The sequence below is a fragment of the Streptomyces alfalfae genome (assembly GCF_004127445.1).
Lineage (GTDB): Bacteria > Actinomycetota > Actinomycetes > Streptomycetales > Streptomycetaceae > Streptomyces > Streptomyces alfalfae.
Genome location: NZ_QEXM01000041.1, coordinates 115,660 through 135,112, shown reverse-complemented (window position 1 = coordinate 135,112; position 19,453 = coordinate 115,660). Strand labels below are relative to the sequence as shown.

General features: G+C 71.6%; 18 protein-coding genes. 16 read left to right on the top strand and 2 right to left on the bottom strand.

Annotation, left to right across the window (positions count from 1 at the left end; genetic code table 11):
• Positions 1–31 precede the first annotated feature (31 nt).
• Together DCW30_RS20065 and rpsD are read left to right on the top strand one after the other, a co-directional pair.
• Entirely contained in the window at positions 32–1,390 is a 1,359-nt protein-coding gene (locus tag DCW30_RS20065) for a replication-associated recombination protein A (RefSeq protein WP_076687121.1), read from the top strand.
• A 336-nt stretch (positions 1,391–1,726) separates the two neighbouring features.
• Positions 1,727–2,341, top strand: a complete 615-nt coding sequence (gene rpsD / locus DCW30_RS20060) for a 30S ribosomal protein S4 (protein WP_055563995.1) — start codon at positions 1,727–1,729, stop codon at positions 2,339–2,341.
• Here rpsD and DCW30_RS20055 read toward each other — a convergent pair.
• Positions 2,329–4,461: an ATP-binding protein gene (locus DCW30_RS20055; protein WP_237283459.1), complete on the bottom strand. Its 2,133-nt coding sequence runs from the start codon at positions 4,459–4,461 to the stop codon at positions 2,329–2,331. The two genes, rpsD and DCW30_RS20055, sit on opposite strands and share 13 nt — an antisense overlap.
• Positions 4,462–4,623: 162 nt before the next feature.
• On the opposite strand from DCW30_RS20055, the gene DCW30_RS20050 reads away from it, so the two are divergent.
• The 13 genes from DCW30_RS20050 to nusB all read left to right on the top strand — a co-directional run bounded on the left by DCW30_RS20050 (position 4,624) and on the right by nusB (position 17,810).
• Complete coding sequence (locus DCW30_RS20050; protein ID WP_076687122.1) at positions 4,624–5,082, top strand: DUF948 domain-containing protein; 459 nt, start codon at positions 4,624–4,626, stop codon at positions 5,080–5,082.
• A gap of 7 nt (positions 5,083–5,089) precedes the next feature.
• Positions 5,090–5,452: a DUF6167 family protein gene (locus DCW30_RS20045; RefSeq protein WP_062779540.1), complete on the top strand. Its 363-nt coding sequence runs from the start codon at positions 5,090–5,092 to the stop codon at positions 5,450–5,452.
• Positions 5,452–8,121 carry an alanine--tRNA ligase gene (alaS, locus tag DCW30_RS20040; RefSeq protein WP_062779542.1) on the top strand — a complete coding sequence of 890 codons (2,670 nt, stop codon included), beginning with the start codon at positions 5,452–5,454 and terminating at the stop codon, positions 8,119–8,121. The genes DCW30_RS20045 and alaS overlap by 1 nt, the downstream gene beginning before the upstream one ends.
• 11 nt (positions 8,122–8,132) lie before the next feature.
• A complete protein-coding gene (gene ruvX / locus DCW30_RS20035; protein ID WP_062779758.1) occupies positions 8,133–8,597 on the top strand; it encodes a Holliday junction resolvase RuvX in 465 nt (154 codons plus the stop codon).
• A 124-nt stretch (positions 8,598–8,721) separates the two neighbouring features.
• On the top strand, positions 8,722–10,581 hold the full coding sequence (mltG, locus tag DCW30_RS20025; protein ID WP_076687124.1) for an endolytic transglycosylase MltG: 1,860 nt from the start codon (positions 8,722–8,724) through the stop codon (positions 10,579–10,581).
• Entirely contained in the window at positions 10,578–11,408 is an 831-nt protein-coding gene (locus tag DCW30_RS20020) for a shikimate dehydrogenase (protein ID WP_076687125.1), read from the top strand. Before mltG ends, DCW30_RS20020 begins: the two co-directional genes overlap by 4 nt.
• A gap of 158 nt (positions 11,409–11,566) precedes the next feature.
• Positions 11,567–12,751, top strand: coding sequence for a chorismate synthase (gene aroC, locus DCW30_RS20015; RefSeq protein ID WP_076687126.1), 1,185 nt, complete (start codon positions 11,567–11,569; stop codon positions 12,749–12,751).
• Between the two features lie 44 nt (positions 12,752–12,795).
• Positions 12,796–13,278 carry a shikimate kinase gene (locus DCW30_RS20010; protein WP_062779760.1) on the top strand — a complete coding sequence of 161 codons (483 nt, stop codon included), beginning with the start codon at positions 12,796–12,798 and terminating at the stop codon, positions 13,276–13,278.
• A complete protein-coding gene (gene aroB / locus DCW30_RS20005; protein WP_076687127.1) occupies positions 13,275–14,384 on the top strand; it encodes a 3-dehydroquinate synthase in 1,110 nt (369 codons plus the stop codon). Before DCW30_RS20010 ends, aroB begins: the two co-directional genes overlap by 4 nt.
• Positions 14,385–14,566: 182 nt before the next feature.
• Positions 14,567–15,517 carry an AAA family ATPase gene (locus DCW30_RS20000; RefSeq protein WP_119271290.1) on the top strand — a complete coding sequence of 317 codons (951 nt, stop codon included), beginning with the start codon at positions 14,567–14,569 and terminating at the stop codon, positions 15,515–15,517.
• Between the two features lie 121 nt (positions 15,518–15,638).
• On the top strand, positions 15,639–16,745 hold the full coding sequence (locus DCW30_RS19995; RefSeq protein WP_076687129.1) for a M24 family metallopeptidase: 1,107 nt from the start codon (positions 15,639–15,641) through the stop codon (positions 16,743–16,745).
• A gap of 61 nt (positions 16,746–16,806) precedes the next feature.
• A complete protein-coding gene (gene efp, locus DCW30_RS19990; protein WP_062779556.1) occupies positions 16,807–17,373 on the top strand; it encodes an elongation factor P in 567 nt (188 codons plus the stop codon).
• A 2-nt stretch (positions 17,374–17,375) separates the two neighbouring features.
• A complete protein-coding gene (gene nusB, locus DCW30_RS19985; protein WP_062779558.1) occupies positions 17,376–17,810 on the top strand; it encodes a transcription antitermination factor NusB in 435 nt (144 codons plus the stop codon).
• A gap of 279 nt (positions 17,811–18,089) precedes the next feature.
• Here the strand turns inward: nusB and bldD are convergent, their stop codons facing one another.
• Positions 18,090–18,590, bottom strand: a complete 501-nt coding sequence (bldD, locus tag DCW30_RS19980) for a transcriptional regulator BldD (protein ID WP_055698930.1) — start codon at positions 18,588–18,590, stop codon at positions 18,090–18,092.
• A gap of 225 nt (positions 18,591–18,815) precedes the next feature.
• On the opposite strand from bldD, the gene pyrR reads away from it, so the two are divergent.
• The gene (gene pyrR, locus DCW30_RS19975) at positions 18,816–19,388 is read left to right on the top strand and encodes a bifunctional pyr operon transcriptional regulator/uracil phosphoribosyltransferase PyrR (RefSeq protein WP_076687130.1); all 573 of its coding nucleotides are present in this window, start codon (positions 18,816–18,818) and stop codon (positions 19,386–19,388) included.
• Positions 19,389–19,453: the final 65 nt, after the last annotated feature.

Here is a 19,453-nt window from a genome sequence, read left to right as displayed (position 1 = left end):
ATTGTCAGTGGCGTGACATAGGGTTCTGGACGTGGAGCCCGACCTGTTCACCGCCGCAGCCGAAGACCGCCAGGAGAAGGACCCGTCCAGCAGCCCCCTGGCCGTCCGGATGCGCCCGCGCACCCTCGACGAAGTCGTCGGCCAGCAGCATCTGCTCAAGCCGGGCTCGCCCCTGCGCCGCCTCGTCGGCGACGGCGGCGGCCCCGCCGGACCCTCCTCGGTCTTCCTGTGGGGCCCGCCCGGCATCGGCAAGACGACCCTCGCGTATGTGGTCTCCAAGGCGACGAACAAGCGCTTCGTGGAGCTCTCCGCGATCACCGCGGGCGTGAAGGAGGTCCGGGCGGTCATCGACGGCGCCCGCAGGGCGATGGGCGGCCACGGCAAGGAGACCGTCCTCTTCCTCGACGAGATCCACCGGTTCAGCAAGGCCCAGCAGGACTCCCTGCTCCCGGCCGTCGAGAACCGCTGGGTGACGCTCATCGCGGCGACCACCGAGAACCCGTACTTCTCGATCATCTCCCCGCTCCTGTCCCGCTCCCTGCTGCTCACGCTCGAACCGCTCACCGACGACGACCTGCGCGGCCTGCTGCGCCGCGCCGTCACCGACGAGCGGGGCCTCGGCGGCGCGGTCGCGCTCCCCGAGGAGGCGGAGGAGCATCTGCTGCGCATCGCCGGCGGCGACGCCCGGCGCGCGCTCACCGCCCTGGAGGCCGGCGCGGGCTCGGCCCTCGCCAAGGGCGAGCAGGAGGTCACCCTCCAGACGCTGGAGGAGTCCGTCGACCGGGCCGCCGTGAAGTACGACAGGGACGGCGACCAGCACTACGACGTCGCCAGCGCCCTCATCAAGTCCATCCGCGGCTCCGACGTGGACGCGGCCCTGCACTATCTGGCCCGCATGATCGAGGCGGGCGAGGACCCCCGCTTCATCGCCCGGCGCCTGATGATCTCCGCGAGCGAGGACATCGGCCTCGCCGACCCGACGGCGCTGCCCACGGCCGTCGCCGCCGCGCAGGCCGTCGCCATGATCGGCTTCCCGGAGGCCGCGCTCACCCTCAGCCACGCCACGATCGCCCTCGCCCTGGCCCCGAAGTCGAACGCCGCGACGATCGCCATCCAGCAGGCCCAGGCCGACGTCCGCGGCGGCCTCGCCGGACCCGTCCCGCCCCACCTGCGGGACGGCCACTACAAGGGCGCGGCCAAGCTCGGCCACGCCCAGGGGTACGTGTATCCGCACGACGTCCCCGGTGGAATCGCCGCCCAGCAGTACGCCCCGGACACCATCGACGGCAAGCGGTACTACCAGCCGACGAGGTACGGCGCCGAGGCGCGCTATGCCGACGTGGTCGAGCGCGTCCGCGCCCGGCTGAAGGGCGAGCAGCCCGAGGGCTGAGGCATCGCGCCGCACCCGGTACACTTGTCGCCAGTGCTGCGTCCCGTGCCGGTCTCGTGCCGGCGCCACCAGATCGGGACATCCAGCCGGAACCCCACCGCCGCGAGGCAAGGGGGATCCAGGAGCGTCGCGCACCGTTGAAGGTGTCGCGGGCAGCCCACCACCATCTCGCACGCGGGAATCGGTCGGTGGGCCACTCGCGTGCTGCACATAGTGCCCAGACCAGGGAGCGGCTGCCTTGTGGGCCCATGGGCCCGTGAGGTTTCCCAGGCTGCGGATGCGACCTCCCCTAACCACTGGTGAAGCCGAATTCACAATGAACAGAGAGGTTGGTTCATGCCGAACCAGTCCCGCCCCAAGGTCAAGAAGTCGCGTGCCCTCGGCATCGCGCTGACCCCGAAGGCCGTCAAGTACTTCGAGGCCCGTCCCTACCCGCCGGGCGAGCACGGCCGTGGGCGCAAGCAGAACTCGGACTACAAGGTCCGTCTGCTCGAGAAGCAGCGGCTGCGCGCGCAGTACGACCTCTCCGAGCGCCAGCTCGTCCGTGCCTACGAGCGCGCGTCCAAGACGCAGCTCAAGACCGGTGAGGCCCTGGTCATCGAGCTGGAGCGTCGTCTCGACGCCCTGGTTCTGCGTTCGGGCATCGCCCGCACGATCTACCAGGCCCGCCAGATGGTCGTGCACGGCCACATCGAGGTCAACGGCGGCAAGGTCGACAAGCCGTCGTACCGCGTCCGTCCCGACGACGTCGTGATGGTCCGCGAGCGCAGCCGTGAGAAGCCGCTGTTCCAGGTCGCGCGTGAGGGTGGCTTCGCCCCCGACGGCGAGACCCCGCGCTACCTCCAGGTGAACCTGAAGGCCCTGGCCTTCCGCCTGGACCGCGACCCGAACCGCAAGGAGATCCCCGTGATCTGCGACGAGCAGCTCGTCGTCGAGTACTACGCCCGCTGACCCGGACGTAGCTCACCCTGCTTCAGCCCGTCGCCTCCCCGCCCTTCCCGGCGGGGCGGGCGGCGGGTTTTCGCATGTCCGCGCCCGGCGCGCAGCGCCCGCGCCACCGCCGCCTCGGGCCCGAGCCCGGCGCCCGTGCGCAGGCATTCCTCGTACCGCTCGTCGCCGAGCGCCTCGCGGATCCGCTCCTCGCACACCACGTGCGGCCCGCCGAAGTTCCCCGAGCCGAACAGCGGCAGTCCCACCGACGGCCAGACGCGGGACGCGGCTCCCTGCAGCACCGCCGCCTCCGCCGCGTCGCCGTCCTCCGCCGTGAACAGCGCGAGCAGCTCGACGGCCAGGGCGGTGCCGAGCAGATCGCGGAAGCGGTGGTTCAGGTCCAGGGACCGGACGACGAGATCGCTCGCCGTCTCCGTCTCGCCCCGTGTCCAGGCCGCGTACCCGAGCACGTACAGGGCGTACGCGAGGGTCCAGCGCTCGCCGTGGTCCTCGCAGACCCGCCGCACGTCCTCGCACAGCTCCACCGCGCCCTCCACATCACCGCGGAACGCCAGGGCCATGGCCAGCTCGACCTGGCCCATCAGGACGTTGCTGTTGAGCTCGCCGACCTCCTGGTAGCGGTCGAGGGCCGAGCGCAGCAGCGTCTCGGCGCGCGGGATGTCGTCGGTGACCAGGGCGAGGCAGCCGATGCGGTGCTCCGCGTACGCCGCGGCGACCGCGCTGCCCGACAGCTCGGCGCCCTCGCGGCACTCGTGCAGCGCGGCCAGGGCGGCGATCGTGTCGCCCTGGAGCACCGTCACGTAGCCGAGCACCCAGAGCGCCTTGAGCCGCGAGTCCGCGTGACCGCCGTCGAGTTCCAGCGAGCGGTCCAGCCAGTGCCTGCCCTCCGCGAGCCGGCCGCAGCCGACCCAGTAGAACCACAGTGTGCCCGCGAGGTACTGCCCCAGGTGCGCCTCGCCGCGCTCGGTCAGGCAGAACTCCAGGGCGGCGCGCAGATTCGGCAGCTCCATCTCGACCAGCTCGGCGACCGCGGCCTGGCGCGGCGAGAACCAGTCCAGCTCGCACCAGGTGGCGAGACCCAGGTACCAGTCGCGGTGCCTGCGCCGCAGCCGCGCGGTCTCGCCCGCCGCCTCCAGCCAGTCCAGGCCGTACGCCTTGACCGTGTCGAGCATTCGGTAGCGGACGCCCGCGGCGCTCTCCTCGCGGGCCACGACGGACTGCGCGAGGAGTTCGTCGAGGACGCCGAGGACGTCCTCGGCGCGCAGCCCGTCCCCGGCGCAGACGTACTCGGCCGCCTCCAGGTCGAACTGCCCGGCGAACACCGAGAGCCGCGACCACAGCAGCCGCTCCGCGGGCGTGCACAGCTCGTGGCTCCAGCCGATGGCCGTGCGCAACGCCTGATGGCGCGGCGGAACGTCCCGGCGTGCGCCCGTCAGCAGGCCGAACCGGTCGTCGAGCCGGGCGAGGAGCTGGGCGGGGGAGAGCGCCCGCAGCCTGCCCGCCGCCAGCTCCACGGCGAGCGGGATGCCGTCCAGGCGTCGGCAGAGCTCCGCGACGTCCTCGCGGTTGCCGTCGTCCAGGGCGAAGCGGGGCAGGCCTGCCACCGCCCGGTCGGCGAACAGCTCGACGGCCTCCGCCTCGGGCATCGGCGCCAGCGTGAGGAGCCGTTCGCCCGCGGTCTCCAGGGGCCTGCGCCCCACCGCGAGGACGCGCAGCCCGGGGGAGTGCGCCAGCAGGTCGTGCACCAGCGGCGCGCACGTCTCGACGAGATGCTCGAAACCGTCGAGCACGAGCAGCAGCTCCCGCTCGGCGAGCCGCCCGCGCAGCACCTCGCGCGACGGCCTGCCCGTGTGGTCGGTGAGCCGCAGCGCCTCGGCGACGGCGTGCTCCACGAGGTCCGCGTCCCGCAGCGCCGCGAGCTCCACCAGCCAGGCGCCGTCCCGCGGCGGGCTCTCGGCCGCGGCGCGCAGGGCGAGCCGCGACTTGCCGATGCCGCCGACGCCGGTCACGGTCACGAGCCGCGCGGCCCCCAACGCCTCGGTCAGCTCGGCGAGTTCACGAGCGCGTCCGACGAAGGCGTTGAGTTCCAGCGGCAGGTTGCCGGGTCGAGGAGAAGGCATGAGGTACGGAGGGTACTCATCCGCATGCGGTCCGTACAATCGGCCCGCACCACTCCCGTCACACCGAGGGGCCACGCGGTAGGGAGCGGCTGCCCCGGCGCGATAGGCTCGGGAAACGACTTTTCGATGTTCAGGGACGATGTCTCAGGGGAGCGGTGCCAAGTGTCCGGTGGAGAGGTTGCCGGGATCTTGGTGGCCGTCTTCTGGGCGATCCTGGTCTCCTTCCTCGCGGTGGCGCTCGCGAGGCTGGCCCAGACGCTCAGGGCGACCACCAAGCTCGTCGCGGACGTGACCGAGCAGGCGGTGCCCCTGCTGGCCGACGCCTCCACCGCGGTGCGCTCGGCGCAGACGCAGATCGACCGCGTCGACGCCATCGCCTCCGACGTCCAGGAGGTCACGTCGAACGCGTCGGCCCTGTCCACGACGGTCGCCTCCACCTTCGGCGGCCCGCTCGTCAAGGTGGCCGCGTTCGGCTACGGCGTACGCAGGGCCATCAGCCGCAAGGCAGCGCCCGAAGCAGGGGAAGTGCCCGCCAAGCCGTCCCGTCGTACGGTGATCGTGGGCCGCACGGTGCCGTCCGCGCGCCAGAAGAAGCGGGACACCCGGAATAAGAGGGGCTGACACAGCGATGTTCCGCCGTACATTCTGGTTCACCGCGGGCGCGGCCGCCGGTGTGTGGGCCACCACCAAGGTCAACCGCAAGCTCAAGCAGCTCACGCCCGAGAGCCTGGCCGCGCAGGCCGCGGACAAGGCGATCGAGGCGGGTCACAAGATCAAGGACTTCGCGCTCGACGTCCGCGACGGCATGGTCCAGCGCGAGGCCGAGCTGGGCGAGGCCTTGGGCCTCAACGCCCACCCCGACGCGCTTCCCGCACGCCGCTTCGCGGTGATCGAGAACCGCAGTCCCGCCAAGCACGACAGCAGCAACGACAACAAGACGAAGTACATCGAGAACCCGACGTACTCGTACAACCGGAATGAGGACCACTGATGGAGTCGGCTGAAATCCGCCGCCGCTGGCTGAGCTTCTTCGAGGAGCGCGGGCACACCGTCGTCCCTTCGGCGTCGCTCATCGCGGACGACCCGACTCTGCTGCTGGTCCCCGCGGGCATGGTGCCCTTCAAGCCCTACTTCCTCGGTGAGGTCAAGCCGCCCGGACCGCGCGTCACCAGCGTGCAGAAGTGCGTGCGCACCCCCGACATCGAAGAGGTCGGCAAGACCACGCGGCACGGCACGTTCTTCCAGATGTGCGGCAACTTCTCCTTCGGCGACTACTTCAAGGAAGGCGCCATCAAGCTGGCCTGGGAGCTGCTGACCAGCTCCGTGGCCGACGGCGGCTTCGCCCTCGACCCGGAGAAGCTCTGGATCACCGTCTACCTCGACGACGACGAGGCCGAGCGGATCTGGCACGAGGTCGTCGGCGTGCCCAAGGAGCGCATCCAGCGCCTGGGCAAGAAGGACAACTTCTGGTCCATGGGCGTGCCCGGACCCTGCGGCCCGTGCTCGGAGATCAACTACGACCGCGGCCCCGAGTTCGGCGAGGAGGGCGGCCCCGCCGTCAACGACGAGCGCTACGTGGAGATCTGGAACCTGGTCTTCATGCAGTTCGAGCGCGGCGCCGGCGACGGCAAGGAGGACTTCCCGATCCTCGGCGAGCTGCCCTCGAAGAACATCGACACGGGCCTCGGCCTCGAACGCCTCGCCATGATCCTGCAGGGCGTGCAGAACATGTACGAGACGGACACCCTCCGCGTCGTCATGGACAAGGCCACCGAGCTGAGCGGCGTGCGCTACGGCGCCGACGCCGGCTCGGACGTCTCCCTGCGCGTCGTCGCGGACCACATCCGCACGTCGGCCATGCTCATCGGCGACGGCGTCACGCCGGGCAACGAGGGCCGCGGGTACGTGCTGCGCCGCATCATGCGCCGCGCCATCCGCAACATGCGCCTGCTCGGCGCCACCGGCCCCGTCGTCAAGGACCTCATCGGCGTCGTGATCGACACGATGGGCCTGCAGTACCCGGAGCTCATCGCCGAGAGCAAGCGCATCGAGACCGTCGCCCTCGCCGAGGAGGCCGCCTTCCTCAAGGCACTCAAGGGCGGCACCAACATCCTCGACACCGCCGTCACGGAGACCAAGGCCGCGGGCGGCAAGGTGCTCTCCGGCGACAAGGCGTTCCTGCTGCACGACACCTGGGGCTTCCCGATCGACCTCACCCTGGAGATGGCCGCCGAGCAGGGCCTCTCCGTGGACGAGGACGGCTTCCGGCGCCTGATGAAGGAGCAGCGGGACCGCGCCAAGGCCGACGCGAGGGCCAAGAAGACCGGCCACGCCGACCTGCACGCCTACCGCGAGATCGCCGACACCGCCGGCGCCACCGACTTCACGGGCTACGCCGACACGGAGAACGAGGCCCGCATCGTCGGCCTGCTGGTCAACGGCGTCTCCTCGCCCGCCGCCACCGAGGGCGACGAGGTCGAGATCGTCCTCGACCGCACCCCCTTCTACGCCGAGGGCGGCGGCCAGATCGGCGACACCGGCCGCATCCGCCTGGACAGCGGCGCCGTCGTGGAGATCCGCGACGTGCAGAAGCCGGTGCCCGGCGTGCACGTCCACAAGGGCGTCGTCCAGGTCGGCGAGATCACCGTCGGCGCCCCGGTGTGGGCCTCGATCGACGCGCACCGCCGCCGCGCCATCGCCCGCGCCCACTCCGCCACGCACCTCACGCACCAGGCGCTGCGCGACGCGCTCGGCCCCACGGCCGCCCAGGCCGGTTCGGAGAACCAGCCCGGCCGCTTCCGCTTCGACTTCGGCTCGCCGTCCGCCGTGCCCACGGCCGTGATGACGGACGTCGAGCAGAAGATCAACGCGGTCCTCTCCCGTGAGCTGGACGTCCAGGCCGAGGTCATGTCGATCGACGACGCCAAGAAGCAGGGCGCCATCGCCGAGTTCGGCGAGAAGTACGGCGAGCGCGTGCGCGTCGTCACCATCGGCGACTTCTCCAAGGAGCTGTGCGGCGGCACGCACGTGCACAACACCGCCCAGCTCGGCCTGGTCAAGCTGCTCGGCGAGTCCTCCATCGGCTCCGGCGTGCGCCGCATCGAGGCCCTGGTCGGCGTCGACGCGTACAACTTCCTCGCCAAGGAGCACACGGTCGTCGCCCAGCTCCAGGAGCTGGTCAAGGGCCGCCCCGAGGAGCTGCCCGAGAAGATCTCCGGCATGCTCGCCAAGCTGAAGGACGCCGAGAAGGAGATCGAGAAGTTCCGCGCGGAGAAGGTCCTCCAGGCCGCCGCCGGTCTGGTCCAGGGCGCCAAGGACGTACGCGGTGTCGCCGTCGTCACCGGTCAGGTGCCCGACGGCACGGGCGCCGACGACCTGCGCAAGCTGGTCCTCGACGTGCGCGGACGCATCCCCGGCGACCGCCCCGCGGTGGTCGCCCTGTTCACGACGGCCAACGGCAAGCCGCTCACGGTCATCGCCACCAACGAGGCCGCCCGTGAGCGCGGCCTCAAGGCCGGCGACCTGGTCCGTACGGCCGCCAAGACCCTCGGCGGCGGTGGCGGCGGCAAGCCGGACGTCGCCCAGGGCGGCGGTCAGAACCCGGCCGCCGTCGGCGACGCCATCGCCGCCGTCGAGCGCCTCGTCACCGAGACGGCCTGATGGCCGAGCCCATGCGCAGGGGCCGGCGTCTGGCCATCGACGTCGGTGACGCCCGTATCGGGGTCGCCTCGTGCGACCCCGACGGGATCCTCGCCACGCCGGTCGAGACGGTGCCGGGACGTGACGTCCCGGCCGCCCAGCGCCGGTTGAAGCAGCTCGTCGAGGAGTACGAACCGATCGAGATCGTCGTCGGCCTCCCTCGCTCCCTCAACGGGGGCGAGGGCCCGGCGGCCGCCAAGGTCCGTGCCTTCACCCAGGACCTCGCCCGCATGGTCGCCCCCATCGCGGTGAGGCTCGTGGACGAGAGGATGACCACAGTGACGGCCGGTCAGGGCCTGCGCGCCTCGGGCGTGAAGTCCAAAAAGGGCAGGTCTGTCATCGACCAGGCGGCAGCCGTGATCATCCTCCAGCAGGCACTGGAGTCCGAACGGGCGTCAGGTAAAGCTCCGGGCGAGGGCGTCGAAGTGGTCATCTGATCGCGATACGGTAACGTTCCGCGCGATGCGGCGGCGTTCGAACAGCTGCCGCACAGCATCAAGAGGCGGAATGGTTGCCCGGCCCACCAGACGGCGGCCCCGCCTCGCGGCATGTAGGGGATCGATGACTGAGTATGGCCGGGGCCCAGGCTCCGAACCGTGGCATCCGGAGGACCCGTTGTACGGGGACAGCGGATGGGGAGGACAGCAGCCCGCGGGCGGCCAGTCCACCTACGGCGGCCAGGAGCAGTACCACCAGCCGCACCAGCATCAGCAGCACCAGCAGTCGCAGCAGGGGCAGTACGGCGGTGACTGGAACACCGGTCAGCAGGCCGTCCAGGGCCAGTCGGCCTACGGCGACGGCCGGCAGATGTACGAGGGCGGGCCGGCCCAGGCGTACGGCGGTGATCCGGGGCAGGGGTACGGCGGCCAGGGCCAGGGCCACGGTCACCCTCAAGGCCAGGGCCAAGGTCATCCTCAAGGCCAGGGCCAGGGCCAAGGCCAGGGCCAAGGTCATGACGGCGGCTCCGAGTCCGGTTACCCGGCCGGGCCCGAGTCCGGCTACGGCGGGGGCCACGACACCTACGGCGGCGGTGGCTACGACACCGGGCAGCAGCCGCGGGCCCCGTACGCGGGCGACCCGATGGACCCCTATGGCGGCCGGCCCGCGGACTACGCCCAGGAGAACCCCGACTACTACGCGACGCCGGACGCGTACGAGCCGCCCGAACCGCCGGGCCGCCGCCGTCCGGCGGAGCCCGAGGCCGAGCCGGGGGCCGAGACCGACTGGGACCCGGGTCCCGACCGGGGCGAGCACGCCTTCTTCGCGGGCGGCGACGACGATGACGACGTCGACGACGAGCCGGGCCGCAAGGGCGGACGTGGCGACCGGCGCGGCGGCAAGAAGCCGAAGAAGCGCCGCAGCGGCTGCGCCTGTCTGGTCGTCACCCTGGTCTTCGGCGGCGGCCTGGCCGGCGTCGGCTACTTCGGCTACCAGTTCTACCAGGATCGTTTCGGCACGGCGCCGGACTACGCGGGCGACGGCTCGGGCGCGGTCACGGTCGACATCCCCGAGGACTCCACCGGCTACGAGATCGGCGCCAAGCTGAAGGAGGCCGGTGTCGTCAAGAGCGTCGACGCGTTCGTCTCGGCCCAGGGAAGGCGCCAGGACCAGTCGATCCAGTCGGGCGTCTACACGCTGAAGAAACGCATGTCGGCGGCGAGCGCCGTTGATCTCATGCTGAACCCCAAGAGCCGCAGCAATCTCGTCATTCCCGAGGGCAAGCGGAACGCGTGGGTCTATCAGCAGATCGACACGCGCCTCCAACTGGACGAGGGCACCACCGAAAAGGTCGCCAAGAAGGACTGGAAGAAACTCGGGCTGCCCGACTGGGCGAATACGAGCAAGGACATCAAGGACCCGCTGGAAGGATTCCTTTATCCCTCCAGCTATCCGGTCGCCAAGGGCCAGAAGCCCGCGGACGTCCTCCGGAAGATGGTCGCCCACGCCAATGAGAAGTACGAGCAGCTCGGCCTTGCGTCGAAGGCCGCGGAACTGAAGCTGAAGGACCCGCTCCAGGTCCTGACCGTGGCGAGCCTGGTCCAGGCGGAGGGCAAGTACAAGCACGACTTCGAGAAGGTCGCGACGGTCGTCTACAACCGCCTCAAGCCCACGAACACCGAGACGTACGGCCTGTTGGACTTCGACTCGACGGTGAACTACCTCAAGGGCGAGTCCAAGCTCGGCACGGGCACGGTCGACGAGCTGCGCAGGATCGAGGACCCGTACAACACGTACAAGGTGAAGGGCCTGCCGCCCGGACCGATCGGCAATCCGGGCGAAGTGGCGCTGACTTCGGCGCTGCACCCGGCCGAGGGCGACTGGTATTACTTCGTCTCCATTCCCCACGAGGACAAGACGTACTTCGCCGAGACGAACGAAGAGCAGAACCGGAACCGCGAGAAATACCTGAAGGGGCAATGAGCGCGCAGAAGCGTCGAGCCGCAGTCCTCGGCTCCCCGATCGCCCATTCCCTCTCCCCGGTGCTGCATCGCGCGGCATACGAGGAGCTGGGTCTGAGCGACTGGTCGTACGACCGTTTCGAGATCGACGAGGCCGCGCTGTCCGCATTCATGGGGGAACTCGGGCCCGAATGGGCGGGACTCTCGCTGACGATGCCGTTGAAGCGGGCGGTCATCCCGCTGCTCGACGAGATCAGCGCGACCGCCGCCTCCGTCGAGGCGGTGAACACGGTCGTCCTCACCGAGGACGGCCGAAGGACCGGCGACAACACCGACGTCCCCGGCATGGTCGCCGCCCTCCGCGAACACGGCATCGAGCAGGTCGAGTCCGCGGCGGTCCTCGGCGCGGGCGCCACGGCGTCCTCCGCGCTCGCCGCCCTCGCCCGGATCTGCGCCGGCGAGGTCGTCGCCTATGTGCGCAGCGACGCGCGGGCGGCGGAGATGCGGCAGTGGGGCGACCGGCTCGACGTCGAGGTCAGGACCGCCGACTGGGCGGACGCCAGGGAGGCGCTCGACGCCCCCCTGGTGATCGCCACGACCCCGGCGGGCGCCACCGACGAGCTGGCCGCGGCCATCCCGGAATGCCCGGCCACCCTCTTCGACGTGCTGTACGACCCGTGGCCCACCACCCTCGCCGCGCGCTGGTCGGCGTACGGAGGAGCGGTGGTCAGCGGCCTCGACCTGCTCGTGCACCAGGCGGTGCTCCAGGTCGAGCAGATGACCGGCCGCCCGTCCGCGCCGCTCGACGCCATGCGCAGGGCGGGCGAGCACGCGCTCGCGGAGCGCTAGCGACGGGCGTCCGCCTGGCGGGCACGGCGTCCGTCTGTTGGACCTGGGGCCGGTTCCGCCCCCGGATCGTGGGAGGATCGGGGCAAGGCGGGCCAGGGCCGCGCACCCGGCCGCGCCGTCGAAGACCGCAGTTCCAGGCGCGAGCATGAGGAGCACCGTTGAGCAGGTTGCGCTGGCTGACCGCTGGGGAGTCCCACGGACCCGCACTTGTCGCGACGCTGGAGGGACTTCCCGCCGGCGTGCCGATCACCACGGAGATGGTGGCGGACCACCTGGCCAGGCGACGGCTCGGCTATGGACGCGGCGCGCGCATGAAGTTCGAGCGCGACGAGGTCACCTTCCTCGGCGGCGTCCGGCACGGCCTGACCATGGGCTCGCCCGTGGCCATCATGGTGGGCAACACCGAGTGGCCCAAGTGGGAGCAGGTCATGGCGGCCGACCCGGTCGACCCGGCCGAACTCGCCGAGCTGGCGCGCAACGCCCCGCTGACCCGCCCCCGCCCCGGCCACGCCGACCTCGCGGGCATGCAGAAGTACGGCTTCGACGAGGCACGGCCGATCCTGGAGCGCGCCTCCGCCCGCGAGACGGCGGCCCGCGTCGCGCTCGGCGCGGTCGCCCGCTCGTACCTCAAGGAGACGGCCGGCATCGAGATCGTCAGCCATGTGACGGAGCTGGCGGCGGCCAAGGCCCCCTACGGCGTCTACCCGACCCCCGCCGACGTCGACAGGCTCGACGCCGACCCGGTGCGCTGCCTGGACGCCGACGCGTCGAAGGCGATGGTCGCGGAGATCGACCAGGCCCACAAGGACGGCGACACCCTCGGCGGCGTCGTCGAGGTCCTCGCCTACGGAGTGCCGGTCGGCCTCGGCTCGCACGTGCACTGGGACCGGCGGCTCGACGCGCGGCTCGCCGCCGCGCTCATGGGCATCCAGGCCATCAAGGGCGTCGAGGTCGGTGACGGCTTCGACCTCGCGCGCGTGCCGGGCTCCAAGGCGCACGACGAGATCGTGTCCACCGAGGACGGCATCCGGCGCGCCTCCGGCCGCTCCGGCGGCACCGAGGGCGGCCTGACCACCGGTGAACTGCTGCGCGTACGCGCCGCCATGAAGCCCATCGCGACCGTGCCGCGCGCCCTCGCCACCGTCGACGTGGCGACCGGTGAGGCCACCACGGCGCACCACCAGCGCTCCGACGTGTGCGCCGTCCCGGCGGCCGGCATCGTCGCCGAGGCGATGGTCGCGCTCGTCCTCGCCGACGCCGTCGCCGAGAAGTTCGGCGGCGACAGCGTCCCCGAGACCCGGCGCAACGTGCGGTCCTACCTCGACAACCTGCAGATCCGGTGACCGGCCCGGCAACCGGCGGCCCGCGCGTCGTCCTCGTCGGGCCCATGGGCGTGGGCAAGACGACGGTCGGCGAGCTGCTCGCCGACCGGCTCGGGACCGCGTTCCGCGACACCGACGCCGACATCGTCGCCGCGCAGGGCCGCGAGATCGCCGACATCTTCGTCGACGAGGGCGAGCCGTACTTCCGTGACCTGGAGCGGCGGGCCGTGCGCGCCGCCGTCGAGGAGCACGACGGCGTCCTCGCGCTCGGCGGGGGAGCGATCCTCGACGACGGCACGCGCGCGTTGCTCTCGGCGCACCCCGTCGTCTACCTCTCGATGGACGTCGAGGAGGCCGTCAAGCGCACCGGCCTCAACCAGGCGCGCCCGCTGCTCGCCGTCAACCCGCGCAAGCAGTGGCGCGAGCTGATGGACGCCCGCCGCCATCTGTACGCCGAAGTCGCCCGCGCGGTCGTCGCCACCGACGGCCGCACCCCCGAAGAGGTCGCCCAGGCGGTCCTCGACGCACTGGAGTTGAAGGAAGCATGACCACGGAGCAGACGACGGAGCAGGCCCCCACCCGCATCCACGTCGGCGGGACCGCCGGCACGGATCCGTACGAGGTGCTGGTCGGTCGGCAGCTCCTCGGCGAGCTGCCGGGGCTCATCGGCGACCAGGCCAAGCGGGTCGCCGTGATCCACCCCGAGGCGCTCGCCGAGACCGGTGACGCGCTCCGCCAGGACCTCGCCGACCAGGGCTACGAGGCCGTCGCCATCCAGGTGCCCAACGCCGAGGAGGCCAAGACGGCCGAGGTCGCGGCGTACTGCTGGAAGGCGCTCGGCCAGTCCGGCTTCACGCGCAGCGACATCATCGTGGGCGTCGGCGGCGGCGCCTCCACCGACCTCGCCGGGTTCGTGGCCGCGACGTGGCTGCGGGGCGTCCGCTGGATCGCCGTGCCGACCACCGTGCTCGGCATGGTGGACGCGGCGGTCGGCGGCAAGACCGGCATCAACACCGCCGAGGGCAAGAACCTCGTGGGCGCCTTCCACCCGCCGGCCGGCGTCCTCTGCGACCTGGCGGCGCTCGACTCGCTGCCGGTGAACGACTACGTCTCCGGGCTCGCGGAGATCATCAAGGCCGGTTTCATCGCCGACCCGGTGATCCTGGAGCTCATCGAGGCCGACCCGCAGGCCGCGCGCACGCCCGCCGGGCCGCACACGGCCGAGCTCATCGAGCGCTCCATCAAGGTCAAGGCCGAGGTCGTCTCGGGTGACCTCAAGGAGGCCGGGCTGCGCGAGATCCTCAACTACGGGCACACGCTCGCGCACGCCATCGAGAAGAACGAGCGCTACAAGTGGCGGCACGGCGCCGCCGTCTCCGTGGGCATGCTCTTCGCCGCCGAACTCGGCCGTCTGGCGGGGCGCCTGGACGACGCGACCGCCGACAGGCACCGCAGCGTCCTGGAGTCGGTGGGCCTTCCGCTGACGTACCGCTACGACCAGTGGCCGAAGCTCCTGGAGACCATGAAGGTCGACAAGAAGTCCCGCGGTGACCTGCTGCGCTTCATCGTCCTCGACGGCCTCGGCAAGCCCACCGTCCTGGAGGGCCCCGACCCGGCGGTGCTGCTCGCCGCCTACGGCGAAGTGGGCCAGTAAGGGGTCCCGCGGCCACGCTGATCCGGCCACGGGCACTTCGCGGCCGCCCCGGCCGTTCACACAACGGCGGCCGGGGACGGTACCGTTCGGCAAGAGCCTGGCCGGGGTTGCCGCACAGGCTCTGACGGGCGGCCCGGCCGCCGCCCGACCAGCGTCAGTCGCACGAGACGGAGTGGCACCGGATGCAGCACGCAGTGGGGTCTCCGCTGCCGCCCCATCAGCCGGGGCATGGACCGGCCACCGGCTGGTCCCCGGCCGCACATCACCCGAGCGCCCCACCCCAGGGAGCCGCCCCGCACGGTGGACCGCCGCCCCCGCCGGGCTTCACGGGCGGCCACGCCCCCCAGCCCCCCGGCCAGGCGCCGCACGCCCAGGCCCCGCAGGCTCCGGGCCAGGCCCCGCACGCCCCTCACGCGCCCAGCCAGGCCCCGCACGCGCCCGGCCGGCCGCCGGTCCCGCATCCGCCGGGGCCCGTGCCGCCCGCGCCGGAGGCCACCGGGCACGTCCGGCTCCCGCCGGGCGGCCCCGTGGCGATGCCGAGTCCGCCGCAGGACACGGCCCAGGCCGACCCGGGGGCCACCACGCTCGCCGTGCTGCTCATCGGCCCCGCGGGCGCGGGCAAGACGAGCGTCGCCAAGTACTGGGCGGAGCACCGGCACGTGCCGACGGCCCACATCAGCCTCGACGACGTACGCGAATGGGTGCGCTCGGGCTTCGCCGACCCGCAGTCGGGATGGAACGACCACTCCGAGGCGCAGTACCGCCTGGCCCGCCGCACCTGCGGCTTCGCCGCGCGGAACTTCCTGGCGAACGGCATCTCCTGCATCCTCGACGACGCCGTCTTCCCCGACCGCCCGGTCGTCGGCCTCGGCGGCTGGAAGCGCCACGTCGGCCCCGGCCTGCTGCCCGTCGTCCTCCTGCCGGGCCTGGAGATCGTCCTTGAGCGCAACGCCCGGCGCAGCGGCAACCGCCGCCTCACCGACGAGGAAGTGGCCCGTATCCACGGCCGCATGGCGGGGTGGTACGGCTCGGGCCTGCCCATCATCGACAACTCCCAACTGGACGTCCCCGGCACGGCCCGACTCCTGGACGACGTCCTGACCAGAGCCATCGCCAGCCCACCGCAGTGGTAGCGGGGCCCGCGGACGGGTGAGCGCCTGAGCCCCCGCGCCGGACGGACCGGCCCGGCGGCCCGGACGCCCGGTCGGACGCGCTGGCCGGGCCGGACCGCCGCGGCGCTCATAGGCTCGCCCCATGTCTGAGGTCTACGCGGTCCGCAGGGAGCGGGTGAGGGAGCGGTGCGCCGCCGGCGGGGGCGCCGCGGCGCTGGTGTCCCGGCCCGCCAACGTCCGCTATCTCGCGGGAGCGGCGCCGCTGGGCGCCGTGCTGCTCGTGGGCCAGGGCGAGGACGTCCTGCTGTGCGGGAGACCGCCCAGCGACCAGCACGGCGAAGGGCGGCCCGACGAGGCGCTGCGGATGCGGCTGCTGTCCGAGCCGGGCGCCGACCCCGCCGTGGCGGCCGCCGGGCTCGCGGCCGGCCAGGGAGCGGAGTCGCTGGCCGTGGAGGAGCACCATCTGACCGTCGCCCGGCACCGGGCCATCGGCTCCGTCGCGCCCCGGCTGCGCCTGGTGGACCTCGGCGGCGCGGTCGAGCAGCTGCGCTTCATCAAGGACGAGGAGGAGATCTCCTGCCTGCGGATCGCCGCCGAGATCGCCGACCAGGCCCTCGGAGAACTCCTCGAATCCATCCTCGTCGGCCGGACCGAGCGGCATCTCGCCCTGGAGCTGGAGCGGCGGCTCGTGGACCACGGGGCCGACGGGCCCGCCTTCGCCACCTCGGTCGGCACCGGTCCGAACTCCGGACGAAGCGGGCACCGGCCGTCCGACCGGAGGGTGGAGGAGGGCGATTTCCTCTCCGTCTGCCTGGGGGCCGCCTACCGGGGCTACCGGTGTGAGATCGGGCGTACGTTCGTCATCGGCACCTCTCCCGCCGACTGGCAGATCGAGCTGTACGACCTCGTCTTCGCCGCCCAGCGAGCGGGCAGGGAGGCCCTCGTGCCCGGCGCCGCCTGCCGCGACGTGGACCGCGCGGCCCGTCATGTGATGGACTCGGCCGGGTACACGGACGGACTCGGTCCGGTGACCGGTCACGGTGTGGGGCTCGAAATCGACGAGGACCCTCAATTGGCGCCCGCGGCCATGGGTAAACTGGACGCTTGCGTGCCGGTCACCGTCGAGCCGGGGGTTCACCTCCCGGGCAAGGGCGGAGTCCGGATCGATGACACGCTCGTCGTACGCCCCGAGGCGGACGGCGGACCCGAGCTACTCACCATTACGACCAAGGAGCTGCTCGCGCTCTAGCCTTCGAGGCTGTGCGCGTGCGCCGGGGTCGTCCACGTCAGTCCAGGAGATTGAAGCAACCGTGGCTTCCACGAACGACCTCAAGAACGGCCTGGTGCTCAAGCTCGAAGGCGGCCAGCTCTGGTCCGTCGTCGAGTTCCAGCACGTCAAGCCCGGCAAGGGCCCGGCCTTCGTGCGCACCAAGCTGAAGAACGTGCTCTCCGGCAAGGTCGTCGACAAGACGTTCAACGCCGGCGTCAAGGTCGACACGGCCACGATCGACAAGCGCGACATGCAGTTCTCCTACATGGACGGCGAGTACTTCGTCTTCATGGACATGGAGACCTACGACCAGCTGCACGTCGACAAGAAGGCCGTCGGCGACGCCGCCAACTTCCTGATCGAGGGCTTCACGGCCACCGTCGCGCAGCACGAGGGCTCGGTGCTCTTCGTCGAGCTGCCCGCCGCCGTCGAGCTCGTGATCCAGGAGACCGAGCCGGGCGTCCAGGGCGACCGCTCCACCGGTGGCACCAAGCCCGCCACGCTGGAGACCGGCCACCAGATCCAGGTCCCGCTCTTCATCACCACCGGCGAGAAGATCAAGGTCGACACCCGTGACAGCAGCTACCTCGGCCGGGTGAACAGCTAACCGTGGCTGCTCGTAACACGGCCCGTAAGCGCGCCTTCCAGATCCTCTTCGAGGCCGACCAGCGCGGCACCGACGTCCTGACGGTCCTCGCTGACTGGGTGCGCCACTCGCGGTCCGACACCCGGCAGCCGCCGGTGAGCGAGTACACGATGGAGCTCGTCGAGGGCTACGCGGAGCATGAGCGCCGCATCGACGACCTCATCTCGCAGTACGCCGTGGGCTGGACCCTGGACCGGATGCCGGTCGTGGACCGCAACATCCTGCGGCTCGGTGCCTATGAACTGGTCTGGGTCGACGGCACCCCCGACGCGGTGGTGCTCGACGAGGCGGTGCAGCTCGCCAAGGAGTTCTCCACGGACGAGTCGCCGTCCTTCGTGAACGGCCTGCTCGGCAGGTTCAAGGACCTCAAGCCGTCCCTGCGCCGCGACGAGGCGTAAGCACCACGAGGCGTAGGACCGACGGAGGCGCGGAGCCTCCGTGACGGTCACCCGGAGGGCCCGCGGCAACCGCCGCGGGCCCTCCGGGTTTTCGCGCGCAAAGGCGCTTATGCGTCCATGGCGGGGCCACACGCCAAACCGGCGCGCACGAGAACGCGCGAAAAGTACGCCCCCGAGCGAAGGCCAAAGCTTTGGGCACAGCAGAAACCGCCGGGGTGGCCGCGGCCTTTCGGCTGCGGCCACCCCGGCGGCACGTTTCTGCTCGGTGTGAGGCTCTGGTCAGACCTCTTCGTGAGCGACGGCGCGGCGCGCGTCCGCGTCCAGGACGCCCCAGCTGATGAGCTGCTCGGTCAGGACCGAGGGGGACTGGTCATAGATCACGGCGAGGGTGCGCAGATCGTCCTGGCGGATCGAGAGCACCTTGCCGTTGTAGTCACCGCGCTGCGACTGGATCGTGGCGGCGTAACGCTGGAGCGGGCCCGCCTTCTCGGCCGGCACATGGGCGAGGCGCTCCAGGTCGAGGACGAGCTTCGGCGGCGGCTCGGCGGCGCCACCGGGGGCGGTGCCGGGCAGGAGCTCCTGCACCGGGACGCCGTAGAAGTCCGCCAGCTCGGCGAGGCGCTGCACGGTCACGGCACGGTCACCGCGCTCGTACGACCCCACCACGACCGCCTTCCAGCGTCCCTGGGACTTCTCCTCGACTCCGTGGAGGGAAAGGCCCTGCTGGGTACGGATCGCACGGAGCTTGGCTCCGAGCTGCTTGGCGTATTCGCTGGACATATAGCTCCCCGGACGCTGCGACAATCAGGCGGCTCCGCCGCGTGGCTGGTAACTCACTGTGAGGTTACGCAGCGTTACTTGCCTGCGTCAAGCCGAATGGTCTCTACCGCCCCTTCGGTGGAGCCCGATGTCGTACTCGGTCACCAGTGCTGGTAACGTGACTGGCGCAATTTCGACGTCCTTTAAAGTCCGTCCCGTGAGGCGGAGAAGGAGGTCCGTTTTCATATGGACACGCAGGAAACGCATGACTCCGGTGTCGCGCGCCCCGTTCTCGAGGGCCCCGACATCGCGCGGGTGCTGACCCGCATCGCCCACGAGATCGTCGAGCGCGCCAAGGGCGCCGACGACGTGGTCCTCCTCGGCATCCCCACCCGTGGCGTCTTCCTCGCCCGACGGCTCGCCGAGAAACTCCAGGGCATCACCGGACGCGAGGTCCCGGTCGGCTCTCTCGACATCACCATGTACCGCGACGACCTGCGCATGCACCCGCCGCGCGCGCTGGCCCGCACCGAGATCCCCGGTGACGGCATCGACGGCCGCCTGATCGTCCTCGTCGACGACGTCCTCTTCTCCGGCCGCACCATCCGCGCCGCCCTCGACGCGCTGAACGACATCGGGCGCCCGCGCGCGGTGCAGCTCGCCGTGCTCGTCGACCGCGGCCACCGCGAGCTGCCGATCCGCGCCGACTACGTGGGCAAGAACCTCCCCACGTCGCTGCGGGAGACGGTCAAGGTCCAGCTCACCGAGGAGGACGGCCGCGACGCCGTGCTGCTCGGCGCCAAGCCCGCCTCCGCCTGAAGGGCCGGCTCCCTCCCGCACGGGACAGCACGGGTCCAGGGCACACCCCTGCGCGCCCGCTTGCC

Bases quoted from the DNA above. Each gene is read 5' to 3' on its own strand.
- rpsD (WP_055563995.1), top strand. From the start codon at position 1,727: ATGCCGAACCAGTCCCGCCCCAAGGTCAAGAAGTCGCGTGCCCTCGGC.
- DCW30_RS20055 (WP_237283459.1), bottom strand. From the start codon at position 4,461: ATGCCTTCTCCTCGACCCGGCAACCTGCCGCTGGAACTCAACGCCTTC.
- DCW30_RS20045 (WP_062779540.1), top strand. From the start codon at position 5,090: ATGTTCCGCCGTACATTCTGGTTCACCGCGGGCGCGGCCGCCGGTGTG.
- alaS (WP_062779542.1), top strand. From the start codon at position 5,452: ATGGAGTCGGCTGAAATCCGCCGCCGCTGGCTGAGCTTCTTCGAGGAG.
- ruvX (WP_062779758.1), top strand. From the start codon at position 8,133: ATGCGCAGGGGCCGGCGTCTGGCCATCGACGTCGGTGACGCCCGTATC.
- mltG (WP_076687124.1), top strand. From the start codon at position 8,722: ATGACTGAGTATGGCCGGGGCCCAGGCTCCGAACCGTGGCATCCGGAG.
- DCW30_RS20020 (WP_076687125.1), top strand. From the start codon at position 10,578: ATGAGCGCGCAGAAGCGTCGAGCCGCAGTCCTCGGCTCCCCGATCGCC.
- DCW30_RS20010 (WP_062779760.1), top strand. From the start codon at position 12,796: ATGGGCGTGGGCAAGACGACGGTCGGCGAGCTGCTCGCCGACCGGCTC.
- aroB (WP_076687127.1), top strand. From the start codon at position 13,275: ATGACCACGGAGCAGACGACGGAGCAGGCCCCCACCCGCATCCACGTC.
- DCW30_RS20000 (WP_119271290.1), top strand. From the start codon at position 14,567: ATGCAGCACGCAGTGGGGTCTCCGCTGCCGCCCCATCAGCCGGGGCAT.
- DCW30_RS19995 (WP_076687129.1), top strand. From the start codon at position 15,639: ATGTCTGAGGTCTACGCGGTCCGCAGGGAGCGGGTGAGGGAGCGGTGC.
- bldD (WP_055698930.1), bottom strand. From the start codon at position 18,590: ATGTCCAGCGAATACGCCAAGCAGCTCGGAGCCAAGCTCCGTGCGATC.
- pyrR (WP_076687130.1), top strand. From the start codon at position 18,816: ATGGACACGCAGGAAACGCATGACTCCGGTGTCGCGCGCCCCGTTCTC.